General features: G+C 40.6%; 11 protein-coding genes. 6 read left to right on the top strand and 5 right to left on the bottom strand.

Annotation, left to right across the window (positions count from 1 at the left end):
- Window positions 1–104: 104 nt before the first annotated feature.
- A complete protein-coding gene (locus tag H0185_RS10100; RefSeq protein WP_221873365.1) occupies window positions 105–1,550 on the bottom strand; it encodes an alkaline phosphatase PhoX in 1,446 nt (481 codons plus the stop codon).
- A 418-nt stretch (window positions 1,551–1,968) separates the two neighbouring features.
- Here H0185_RS10100 and H0185_RS10095 point away from each other — a divergent pair, with 418 nt between their 5' ends.
- The 4 genes from H0185_RS10095 (at window position 1,969) to H0185_RS24270 (ending at window position 5,652) form a co-directional block, all read left to right on the top strand.
- Window positions 1,969–3,426 carry an alkaline phosphatase gene (locus H0185_RS10095; RefSeq protein WP_246629118.1) on the top strand — a complete coding sequence of 486 codons (1,458 nt, stop codon included), beginning with the start codon at window positions 1,969–1,971 and terminating at the stop codon, window positions 3,424–3,426.
- 94 nt (window positions 3,427–3,520) lie between these two features.
- Window positions 3,521–4,243 (top strand): DUF421 domain-containing protein, encoded by a 723-nt coding sequence (locus tag H0185_RS10090; protein WP_246629117.1) that lies wholly within the window; start codon window positions 3,521–3,523, stop codon window positions 4,241–4,243.
- Window positions 4,244–4,833: 590 nt separating this feature from the next.
- Window positions 4,834–5,223: a hypothetical protein gene (locus H0185_RS10085; protein WP_221873364.1), complete on the top strand. Its 390-nt coding sequence runs from the start codon at window positions 4,834–4,836 to the stop codon at window positions 5,221–5,223.
- Between the two features lie 306 nt (window positions 5,224–5,529).
- Entirely contained in the window at window positions 5,530–5,652 is a 123-nt protein-coding gene (locus H0185_RS24270) for a hypothetical protein (RefSeq protein ID WP_281427599.1), read from the top strand.
- A gap of 39 nt (window positions 5,653–5,691) precedes the next feature.
- Here H0185_RS24270 and H0185_RS10080 read toward each other — a convergent pair whose 3' ends face one another.
- From H0185_RS10080 to H0185_RS10070, 3 genes are all read right to left on the bottom strand, one after another.
- Entirely contained in the window at window positions 5,692–6,375 is a 684-nt protein-coding gene (locus H0185_RS10080) for an oxidoreductase (RefSeq protein ID WP_246629116.1), read from the bottom strand.
- Window positions 6,376–6,534: 159 nt separating this feature from the next.
- A complete protein-coding gene (locus H0185_RS10075) occupies window positions 6,535–6,687 on the bottom strand; it encodes a hypothetical protein (protein WP_221873363.1) in 153 nt (50 codons plus the stop codon).
- Window positions 6,688–6,708: 21 nt separating this feature from the next.
- Window positions 6,709–7,179 (bottom strand): YndM family protein, encoded by a 471-nt coding sequence (locus tag H0185_RS10070; protein WP_221873362.1) that lies wholly within the window; start codon window positions 7,177–7,179, stop codon window positions 6,709–6,711.
- Between the two features lie 858 nt (window positions 7,180–8,037).
- Between H0185_RS10070 and wecB the strand changes: the two genes are divergently transcribed.
- On the top strand, window positions 8,038–9,174 hold the full coding sequence (wecB, locus tag H0185_RS10065) for a non-hydrolyzing UDP-N-acetylglucosamine 2-epimerase (protein WP_221873361.1): 1,137 nt from the start codon (window positions 8,038–8,040) through the stop codon (window positions 9,172–9,174).
- Between the two features lie 152 nt (window positions 9,175–9,326).
- Here the strand turns inward: wecB and H0185_RS10060 are convergent, their stop codons facing one another.
- Window positions 9,327–10,223: a TetR/AcrR family transcriptional regulator gene (locus H0185_RS10060; protein WP_246629115.1), complete on the bottom strand. Its 897-nt coding sequence runs from the start codon at window positions 10,221–10,223 to the stop codon at window positions 9,327–9,329.
- Between the two features lie 171 nt (window positions 10,224–10,394).
- Between H0185_RS10060 and H0185_RS10055 the strand changes: the two genes are divergently transcribed.
- Window positions 10,395–11,924 carry a DHA2 family efflux MFS transporter permease subunit gene (locus H0185_RS10055; RefSeq protein ID WP_221873360.1) on the top strand — a complete coding sequence of 510 codons (1,530 nt, stop codon included), beginning with the start codon at window positions 10,395–10,397 and terminating at the stop codon, window positions 11,922–11,924.
- Window positions 11,925–12,050 lie beyond the last annotated feature (126 nt).

The following is a 12,050-nucleotide window of genomic DNA, read 5'->3' as shown; positions in this document are numbered from 1 at the left end:
CAAATCAAATACATTCATGCAAGGCTAGTGGTCACCTGTTAAACTTCTGGAAGGTGCCTGTCACCAGTCAGAGTCACCAGTCAAAGTTCACTAGACATCACCTGTTAGATAATTGGCATGCCATGTCGTTCTAGTGCCGCGACTTCTAATAGGCTCATGCCTTGCTCTTCGGCGAGTGCTGCGAGTTTGTCCGATACGACTGGACCTAAGTTTTCTGGTGGGGCAGCATGACCCATGGCTCGTTGGCGCGCTGAGTTTCTGCGTGCAAATGGTCCCCAAATCGCTAAGGTGATTCCTGGGGTTTGAATGTTTACGAAGAAAGTATTGCCATCAGGTGAAAACGTTGGTCCGGCAAACTCAGAACCATTTAAGGTGTTTTCAGCGAAGGTATAAACATTTCCTTCTGGAGTCATCCCAATAATCCGGTCATTGCCACCGCCATCTTCTGCGATCCAAAGGTCCCCCCAAGGAGCCATTACGATATTATCTGGCATCTCCAAGCTATTCTTATCAGTAGACTCATAGAATAGTTCTAATGTATTTGTCGAAGGGAAATAGCGATAGACGCGGCCAAGGCTTCCACTGCCCGCACTTGTATCGTCAAACCAGAAAACACCCGCGGTGAAAAACGCCCCCTCTAAGCGACTAAAACGGATGCAGCCCTTATCCATGGCATCTTGCTGAGCGCGCTCTGGATTTACTTTCTTCCACACAATTCCGAACTTCTTCCCGGTATGAAACGTGCTTGCAGAGGTAGTTGGAAGTTCATCAATTGCTGCTGCTTCCAAAATGCCTCCCTTTTGAAGCGAACCAAGTGTTTGGCTGCGGTCATGTGGAGTGAAACGATAAAGGAAGCTAGGACTAGCATCTTCGGTTAGGTACCAAATTCCTGTCGCTGGATCCACCGCACAGGCTTCATGTGAAAAGTAACCCATGTCACGTATCGGAGTTCTTGACATTTCGTTTTCAGGGTCAAGTGGATTGACTTCAAATACAAAGCCATGTCCCAAATCGCGTGTTTCCTCACAAGTCAACCAGGTGCCCCAAGTTGAAGCACCGCCAGCACAGTTACGGATGGTACCTGAACTTGTCACGTATTCCTTAATGACTTTACGATTTGGTCCCACTACCAATGCCGTCGTTCCTCCTGCAGCTCCTTTGCTCCAAGGGTTCTTTCCGTTTACAGGATATTGGGAATTCGTGCTGTTTTCATGGTTCCGCACAAGGATGGTTGTATTTTTTTCTCCTTTATACGCAGCCATGCCATCTAACATTGCCGGAACAAGATCTCCGTTGGACATTTTATCGCCAGTTTTTGAAATGATTCTATAATGAAAGCCCTTTGGAAGGTCCAGGATTCCATTTGGATCCTTAACGAGCGGACCATATCCGCCAAAACCGCTAGTTGGATTTGGTGGTTTAGCTGCGGATGCCGTCGTGATTCCTCCTAAGGAATAAACTCCTGATGCTCCAAGGGCTACTGCTAACGTACTCGCACCACCTACTTTTAAAAAATCACGTCTGTTCATGCCACTATTGCTAGAATTCATTTCTCTTACCTCCAGCTTCATTATTGGGATGCTTGTCTCGGATTGCCTTCTCCATTAAATAATTTATCAGACTATTCTTAATCTAGTGTTAAGATAGTGTAATGCTTTGTAAAGCTACTCAGACGGGATATTAGCCTGGTCTTTTTACATAGTAAAAGGTAATTAATGTAAAAACCATCTGTCATTTAGATGAGTCTTTTTGATGGGAATACTGTGAGGATTAGAAAAATAGGAGAGTAGGCTTATTTTCCTTTTATGAATTTTTGACTTTTATTAAGGATGTGTAAAGAATAGGGCAATTTGTTTGATGATGTAGATGTAAACAAAGATGCCTAAATGAAGTGGTAAAAACTTCCTGAGTTTTGAGTGATTTTTTTCAAATAATAGGAAATGGAACCTATTTAAGGAGGATATAATCATGCAAAAACGAAGGATTCTGTTTATCCTTGCTGCACTCATTCTTTTATTCCCTGGATATACAGCGATTGGAACTAAAGTGGACACGTCATCTAATCTACTAACTCTCTTTCCAAACCCTGATCCACCATTTCAGAAGGATGGAAATTCTAATGAAAAACACCCTGAAGGTACCACGCCGAAAAATGTCATTTTCATGATTGGCGATGGCATGGGGATTGGCCAGATGGAAATCGCCCGAATGTTCGAACATGGGAAAGATGGCCGCTTGTTTATCGAGACCCTACCGAATGTAGCGCTCGCACATACCTACTCAGCGAATAATCTTGTAACAGATTCAGCGGCTGGCGGGACGGCACTGTCCACGGGAAAGAAAACGAATAACGAAATGATTGCTGTTTCTCCTGATAAAAAAGACATGACGAGCATTCTAAAAAGATTTAAGCAAGCTGGAAACAAGGTGGGGATTGTCACCACGCATAAAGTCACGGATGCCACACCGGCCGCCTTTACTGCCAATGTAGCAAACCGCTGGGCTGATCAGTCAGAAATTGCCCGCCAACAATTCAATGGAGAGCTAGATCTCATTCTTGGTGGCGGAAGAAGTTACTTTGAGCCGGAAAGCCATAATGGTTTTAACTTAATCGAAAAGTTTAAGGAAAAAGGCTATAGCTATGCGGCAGACCGAAGTGAATTGAAAAATGCAAAGGGAGATAAGCTTTTAGGTTTATTTAACGAGGACCACTTAAACTTTACTCTTGATCGGGACGAGCTTAAAAGCGAAGAGCCTTCTCTTAAGGAAATGACTGAGAAGGGCATAGAAATTTTATCAAAAGAGGACAATGGTTTTTTTATGATGGTAGAAGGTGCGCGGATTGATCATGCCGCTCATGCTGCGGACTTGACCAGTATATGGAAGGAAACAATCGATTTCGACGAATCCGTCAAATATGCGACCAACTGGGCGAAGGAACATGGAAATACATTAGTGGTCGTTGTGGCAGATCACGAAACGATGGGGGTATCTGCAACAGAGGCGATGGATATTGAAGCTCTAAAAAAAATCAGTGTTTCGCATGAATTTATGGCGAATCAGCTAGAAAAGGTAGAGCGTTCAGGGGAGTATAGTGCTGAGAGCATCAAAAAAGTGTTTAAAACATATGCCAACATTGAGTTGACTGATGAAGAAATCAACCAATTTAGTCAAAAGCTAAAAGGTGACAGAGGGAAAGTATACAGTTCTCGAAAAGTTGGTTGGGAAATTGGAAGTATGATTGCCGACCATTATCATGGTGGCACGTTGAATAGCCCAACACGCGCTTTAAGTAGTACCGGAGGACATACTGGAAATCTTGTTCCCGTATTTGCCTATGGAGCGGGTGCGGAAAAATTTGAAGGTGTGCTCGATAATACCGACATACCAAACATGATTGCCGAATTAATGGGGTACAAATTATAAGTTAGTGATGTTTCTACACATATTAACGGTATATGAAGTCTAGACTGAGAGGAAAAAGCAATTAGACTGTGTGGAAGAGAACGGAGGATACGCAATGGATGTACTCATGGATAGTTTGAAAGTGCTAGGGCGAATCTTTACCATTTTGCCACTCTTATTGTTTATCGGGTTGTACATGGGAAAGCGTTCAATTGGGGAGATTCCAGTTTTTGATTTTTTAGTTGTCCTAGTGCTGGGCTCTGTCGTTGGAGCAGACATTGCGGATCCTAAAATTGATCATATCCATACAGTTGTGGCAATGATAGCCATTGCTCTATTACAAAAGATCATTATTTATTTGAAACTACGTTACCGAAAATTTGGGCATCTCGTAACCTTTGAGCCTACAGTTGTTATTTATAAAGGAGAGTTTTTAACAACCAATTTAAAAAGAATCAATTACACAATCGATAATGTCCTACAAATGCTTCGTGAAAAAGATGTTTTTCAGCTGAAGGATGTTGAGATGGCAATTGTCGAGGCAAATGGAAGGCTGTCTGTTCGTCTAACCCCAGAAAATAAGACTGTTACACTTGCTGATATGAACATTACAACTAAAGAAGTAGAGTATGATATCCCTCTTATTTTAGATGGAAAAGTCCAGAATGAAGCCCTGCAAAAGATGGATAAAACAAAGGAGTGGCTAGACAAAGAATTAGCCGCTAACCATGTTAACGATCAATCCAATGTTTTTTATGCTGCGGTGAATTCCAAAGGAGATTTCACTCTAACTCTAAAAGGGCATTTAAAACGAGGAGTTCCGCCAATTTTTCATTGAGGAACTCCTTACATTCGTTATAAGTGAGTGTAAATTTTTTACCAGCTAAAAATGAACCCATAATCTGTAAAAAATACACATATAATTAGGAATAGACTTCCAACGAAAAGCTAGCTGCTGCTCAAGTAACCTTTCCCTAAAAGCAACAGAACAAAGCAATTTAAATAGTGTTTACAAACCCTTTACCTCTAGTTCATTCTTCCTTAGTATTTGTAAGATAGAATCAAGAGTGAGTAAGTGACCACCGACTTTGAATGACAATTTCACATGGAGGTGAGATAAACGTATATTTTGTTTAATGGTCTTTATTTGTTCAGCGTTCTGGCTTCGTTTGCTTTTATCTTCTATTACTCTTTTATTAGAGTGAGTGGTAAAAAGAGATAACCCGCTATTCCCCCCACTATCATCACATTAAAATCTGTAATCAATTATTCAAAGTTAACCAACAACCTCCATAAAATAATTACTCCTTACTCTCAAAATCTATAAAGAAATTGTACAAAAATAAAATTATTTCACTGGTTTTGAAGGAATTTGTCTATTAATAGCGAAAAATGAAGGGATTTGATATAGAGAAGGAGGCAAAAAAGATGAAACGTTTTATTTCGTTAGTGTGTGGAAGTTTAGTTTTAATTTTATTGTTCTTGTCACCAGGAAATGCTGTACAGGCAGAGGAACAGGATGAATGTGATTGCCCAGGTACGGTTTTTACTGGGTCCGAAAGAAATAAACTCGTTGCGAATTTATTAAAGAGTAACGTGTTTAAGGAAGAAAGGCTTGAACTAAAGAAAGATGGTTATGTATGGCAAGGCGCTGGAGCAATTGAGGTTAGAGAACTTGCTCCTGGGATGATCGTGTATCAGGTTGTATTTTTATCGGAAAACGGGGAAGAGGTAGGAGCTGCTTTCGGACTAATTTCCGGTTCAATCCAAAATTTGGACTATTTAGCGCCAATTCATGACCATGACCATAACCATTAAGAAGAAGGATTTTTAAAAAGGAGCCTCCGTAGGTTCCTTTTTAAGTTCTAACCAAATGCAAGATAACCTCATTTTTCCTATGGGTCATCCACTCAGTCACCATACGTGCCTGATCTTCGCATCTTTTATTACTCTTTTTTCAAGATTAGAAGTGAAAAAAGGTAAATTATAAGGGGGGTACCGGGGCGAATCTTTATGCTACTTGAAAAAAGGACGTCAATCTTTCTCACAAGTTAAAGGAAAATAAGATGATTCTCCCTTATAGTAAGGATAATCTGACCGAAACCTTAAATGGAGGGATTACTAATGTTAAAGAAAAGAATGAAACAAACTTTAACAGTACTGACAGCTGTTTCCATTGTCGTAGCAGGTGCTAAAGGGATGGTCAAATTCCAAAAACGGACAACGTCCTATATTCCAATGAAATAAACATCCAGATGTACTAAATCCGGATGTTTTTCATTAGAATTAACTATTTGATTCGGTGCTCAATCGATAGATTTCATCCGATTCATATGTGAAACTGCCGCTTTTAGGTAGTAGGCTTGCTTGATACATCGCCATGGCAACGACCTTAGCATGAATTGGCTTATATTTTTTCAGGGAACCCACCATGAGAAAAGAAAGAACAGGGCTTAAGATAACACCGATTCTTTCCCCTAATCGGAATTCTTGTCGTTCTCCCAGCAAGAGGGAAGGGCGGAAGATGTGAAGTGCAGAAAATCCTAGGTCCTTCAATTCCACTTCAATCTCACCTTTCACCCGGCTATAAAAGACCTTAGAATCAGGGTCAGCGCCCATTGCGGTGATGATTAGGAACTTTTGAGCCCCTAAAGACTTAGTAAGCACAGCCAATTCAAGAGGATAGGTTAAATCGACTTTCCTAAATGCATCCTGAGAACCCGCTGTTTTAATTGTCGTGCCTAAGCAACAATAAACATCATCAACTTGAAGATGCTGTTGATACTGATCCAGCTGATCAAAGTCAGTGATAATTTGTTCTAGTTTAGGATGAGTCAGGGGGAGCAGTTTCCTTGTAAGTATGGTTACTGAATGATAGTTTGGTTCATTGAGTACGATATCCACTAACTCCTTCCCGACCAAACCTGTTGCCCCAACAATCAATGCTGATTTAGTAGCCTTTTCCATCATGTTCCCTCCATTCAAGACGTGTTCTGATTCTCCTATTTTACCTGTCCGATGGAAAGAACACTACTTTTAACGCGGAAGATAAAAATCATTCTCTATCAAAGAATATAGAACAATAAAAAGGCAGCACTCGTTAGGAATACTGCCAGGTTGTTCTGTTCATTATGGTTTGGATTTTTTCACCTTTGCAGGTTGTGGTTGTTCCTCCGTGACAATGGTTCCCAGCACTTCGCGATTGTATTTACTCTTATCTTCCCCCATTCCAGGAAGAGTGTTACTCATCGGCAATTGTTCTAATTCTTTTCCTCTCGGCATGTTCGAGCCTCCTACCTGCAGTTAATTTTTCTTCGGTTGATCCTGATTTGCATTTTTCTTCGCCTGTTCGCTGTCAAACTCCTCCGAGAACTCGGTCATCATCAGGTCCCCTTTGTAGACACCTGGAATGACACTTTCGGCCGAGTTTGAATTCACATGAGTGTTAACATATAAGTGGAAGAGTGCTTCAACGGCAGCAATAGTAAGCGCAATGATAAACGTTGTCGTAAGCATGTTTCCAGTAGAATTAATCATAAGTGCGCTAAGTAACCAAATCAGAACAAAACTTAATCCAAAATCAGCTATTGTAGCGATAAAGTTTCCAAACTTAGGGAGGATATATAAATCCCCAACAAAATAAGAAATGGCCGTCGTTATAACCGATATGAAAAGAATAACCGGTAAGGAAGCGGTATTAAAAATACTCAAAAAAGAGAACAGCACCGTTCCAATCACAGCGAATTTAATCAATAATGCCCAAAAGTGCTTCATAACAGTTCCCTCCAAATCGTAAATGCGTTATTCATAACATGCCCAGAAACCAACTTGGGGTGTCATCCACATTATGCCATGTTTAGTGCTTTTTGTTTTTTATGACTTTCTCGCCATTAATGCTACAACCTATTCGGACAGGAGACGAAGGAAAAAGCCAGGTGAAGTCCGAACCTCGGTCCCATTCGGACAGGAGTAGAAGAAAAAAGCCAGGTGAAGTCCGAATCCAGGTCCCATTCGGACAGGAGACGAAGGAAAAAGCCAGGTGAAGTCCGAATCCAGGTCCTATTCGGACAGGAGACGAAGGAAAAAGCCAGGTGAAGTCCGAACCCAGGTCCCATCCGGACAGGAGACGAAGGAAAAAGCCAGGCCGAGTCCGAATCCAGGTCCTATTCGGACAGGATTAGGAGGAAAAAGCCAGGTGAAGTCCGAACCCCGGTCCTATTCGGACAGGAGACGAAGGAAAAAGCCAGGTGAAGTCCGAACCCCGGTTCCTATTCGGACAGGAGAAGAAGAAAAAAGCCAGGTGAAGTCCGAATCCAGGTCCTATTCGGACAGGAGACGAAGGAAAAAGCCAGGTGAAGTCCGAACCCCGGTCCCATTCGGACAGGAGTAGAAGAAAAAGCCAGCTCGAGTCCGAATCCTAGACGCATTCGGACAGAAGTAGAAGAAAAAAACCAACCCGAGTCCGAATCCAGCCACTCATCCAAAAAAAATAAGATAGAATAGGCAAGAATTGCATACATTGAGTTCTCCTTCACTTCTGTTAAAATGGTTCTAGGTAATCAAAGGAATAACTAGGGTTTTAGTAAAAGTACGACGTACATAGAGTAGAGCGATTAGAAAGAGGAATCTAACATGGACAAAATTAAAGTCATGACCATATTTGGGACCAGACCGGAAGCAATCAAGATGGCCCCATTAGTTTTAGAATTAGAAAAACATCCTGAAACGATTGAATCAATTGTGACTGTGACAGCTCAGCACCGCCAAATGCTTGATCAGGTACTAGAAGTTTTCCATGTCCGTCCGGATTATGATTTGAATATTATGAAAGATCGGCAAACGCTAATTGATGTAACGACCCGAGCATTAGAAGGGCTAGACAAAGTGATGAAGGAAGTTAAACCTGACTTAGTACTGGTTCATGGGGATACGTCAACCACTTTTGTCGCAAGCTTAGCTGCCTATTATAATCAAATTTCTGTCGGGCATGTGGAAGCGGGTCTGAGGACATGGAATAAATATTCCCCTTTCCCTGAGGAAATGAACAGGCAGTTGACCGGTGTGATTGCTGATTTGCATTTCTCACCCACTGTTAAGTCACAAGAAAACCTATTACATGAAAATAAGAAAGCTGAATCTATTTTTGTTACAGGAAATACAGCCATCGATGCGCTTTCGACTACTGTATCAGATACATATAGTCACCCCATTTTAGAAAAAGTGGGTCAAGATAAAATGATTCTTCTAACAGCCCATCGACGTGAAAACTTAGGGAAACCAATGAGAAATATGTTTAAAGCAATTAAAAGACTGGTCACCGAACACGAAGATATCCAAGTCGTATATCCTGTTCATTTAAATCCTGCGGTTAGGGAAGTGGCGGATGAAATACTGGGAGATCATGCGAGAATTCATTTAATTGAACCTCTTGGGGTTGTAGACTTTCACAACTTTGCTGCCAGGGCGCATGTCATCTTAACTGATTCAGGTGGAGTCCAAGAAGAAGCACCTTCATTAGGTGTGCCTGTTCTGGTTCTTCGTGATACAACAGAACGACCGGAAGGAATCGAAGCAGGTACCCTAAAGCTCGTAGGCACGAATGAGGAAATAATTTACACAGTGGCGAAGGAATTGTTAACAAACCCAAGTGAGTATGAGAAAATGTCAAAGGCTTCCAACCCATATGGAGACGGCAAGGCATCGCAACGAATTGTTCAAGCTATCTTGCATTTTTACGGGAAAGCAGCGCAACGGCCAAATCAATTTTAGATCGTTGAATAATGGGGGTAGAAAATAAATTCCTAAATTTTAGCATTTTGGGAAGCAACTCCAACATTAAAATGTAGTTAGCTTATTTAAGCACAAAAGAGCCTAAAAAAGGTGCAAGGCAGAATCATCGACAGGATGTTTCGCCTTGCACCTTATTGTTTATAAAAATCGTTAATCAGTTGTTCTAGGTTTGTCAGGCTAGTATCACCGGCTAAGCTTGATTCATTTTTTAATGAAGCAAGTGCACTTCCTATCAAAAATTTTCGTGGATGATGTGAGTGAATCAGCTCATTTTCAATAAACATCAACAACTCAAGGTATCGTTCCTCTTCCTCTAGCTTTTTTATCTTCTTTTTCACGGCTATAACGGTATCTTTAAGCTGCTCACGAAAGGCTCTCGTGTTGCTTCCATCTGAAATCCAGCTATTTAATAGGTCAGGAGAGATTAATTGTTCTTCTGATTCAGATAATTCATCGACCATTTTTACAATCCTGGAAACCGTGTAAGAAACAACTTTATGAATGCTTGTATTTGATTTATAAGCGGAAGCATGAAATTTAAGATTTTGATTTAACATGGCGGAGAACATGATGGCACAATCCAATAAGTAGGGTTGCTTATCTTCGCCAAAAATATCAATAAAACGTAAATAGAACCAACGGATTAGATTCAAATGACTCTGTTTTAAAAAATCCTTTAGGTCGGCATCGTTTGAAACGTATACCTCTTCAAATAACGCCAGCAAGTTATTTTTTCGAGTCGCTCTCATCTGCAATTCAATTTGTTGTGTAAAAATATGAATGTCTGAAGGGTCTTGCCCAATCAACAATTCATTTCGTTCAGTCTCAAGTGTTTTGTAGAGATTTTTAAAAAGGGCGATTAATAATTCATTTTTAGATGAAAAATAGTTATAAAATGTCCCTTTTGATATCCCGCTGTATTCCAAAATATCTTGGATTGATGTATTTTGAAATCCTTTTTCAATAAATAATTGGTGGGCCATCTTAAGAACATGCTGTTTCCTGTCGTTCATTTCATCACCTATCATTCGTTGTACTCCTGTTCTAAACTTATAGTACATGATTTTATAGGTATATACAAACGCCTTCATAAAATAGGTATAATTTAGAATTGCAAAATTTGAACTCATGGTATAAGATATTGTCTATGTGAAATGGAGGTTCAATAATTTGAACCTAACGTCTAAGGGGGAAAGACAATGGAACAAAATATAAATAAGTCTCCTCGTCCACCATACGGCATTTTAGCTGTATTGATGATCGGGGCTTTTATATCGTTTTTAAATAATACCTTATTAAATATCGCTCTACCATCCATAATGAACGATTTGAATATTGATGCGGCGACGGTTCAATGGATGACGACTGGTTTCATGTTGGTAAGTGGGGTCATGATTCCAGCGACCGCGTTTTTAATTGAAAAATACTCTGTACGCCGGTTATTTTTGGTTGCAATGGGCTTGTTTACAGCAGGAACGGTATTAGCTGGGGTTGCGCATGTGTTTCCAATATTATTAGCAGGCCGCATGATTCAAGCCTCCGGTACCGCAATCATGATGCCATTATTAATGAATGTAATGTTGGTGAGCTTTCCTGTTGAAAAACGAGGAGCAGCGATGGGGCTATTTGGCTTGATTTTAATGGCTGCACCTGCGATCGGACCAACGTTATCTGGCTGGATTGTCGAACATTATGATTGGAGAATGCTCTTCCATTTTGTTACGCCAATTGCAGTAATAATCTTCATCTTAGGCTTTGTCTTATTAAAAGATAAGAAAGAAAAGGTAAATATTCACCTGGATTACTTTTCACTTGTGTTATCAAGCATAGGTTTCGGTGGGTTGCTATATGGATTTAGTTCTGCAGGGAATAAAGGCTGGGATAGCCCGCATGTCTATGCGACCATTCTCATTGGGGTTATCGCGTTGGTGACATTTATTTTACGTCAGTCAAAATTAGATCGACCGATGTTAAACTTCGGTGTTTTTAATTATCCAATGTTTGCTTTGTCATCTTCAATTACCATGGTTTTGAATATGGCTATGTTTTCGGGGATGTTGCTTATTCCTATTTATGTGCAAACCATTCGTGGAATTTCTCCAATGGATGCAGGTCTTTTAATGTTACCTGGTGCATTATTAATGGCCATTATGTCTCCAATTACAGGAAGATTATTTGATAAGTTTGGTGGGCGTGTCCTAGCGGTTTCAGGATTAGCCATTACGGTCGTTACCACCTATTTCTTCAGTCAATTAACTCTTGAAACGACTTATACGTATTTAATGATTTTAAATGCAGTGCGGATGTTCGGGATGTCGATGGTAATGATGCCTGTCTCAACAAATGGATTAAATCAGTTACCAAGGCGCTTCTATCCACACGGTACAGCAATGAACAATACATTAAATCAAGTATCAGGTGCAATCGGTACAGCATTATTGGTAACAGTGATGTCAACGCGTACCGAAACACATGCTACTGAAATGGCGGCTGACGCGATGAAAAATGCAACAGCCACCACCCAACCTTCCGAAGCGGCACTTGCAGAAATGCAGCAACAAATTACTATGAAAGCTATGTTGGAAGGAATAAATGATGCCTTTTTCATTGCAACCTTTATTGCAGCAATTGCTCTTATCCTAGCGTTCTTTATCCGACGCGCAACACCTGCAGAGGATCCAATGGAGGAGCAACAAAAAGAGAAAAAAGTAACAGCTAAATTAGTATAATTGTAAAAAAACGGATGGGCGCATCCGTTTTTTTTGTTTTTATGCAGGGACTATTCATACTTCTGATCTCATTGGCCAAGGTAAAGAGTAATACAGGCATGTAGAGTATAAGGACTCTGCATGCCT

Source organism: Mesobacillus maritimus, from assembly GCF_019749255.1.
Taxonomy (GTDB): Bacteria; Bacillota; Bacilli; order Bacillales; family Cytobacillaceae; genus Mesobacillus_B; species Mesobacillus_B maritimus_A.
Note: the sequence above shows the minus strand (reverse complement) of the source record. Positions and strands in the feature narration are given on the sequence as shown.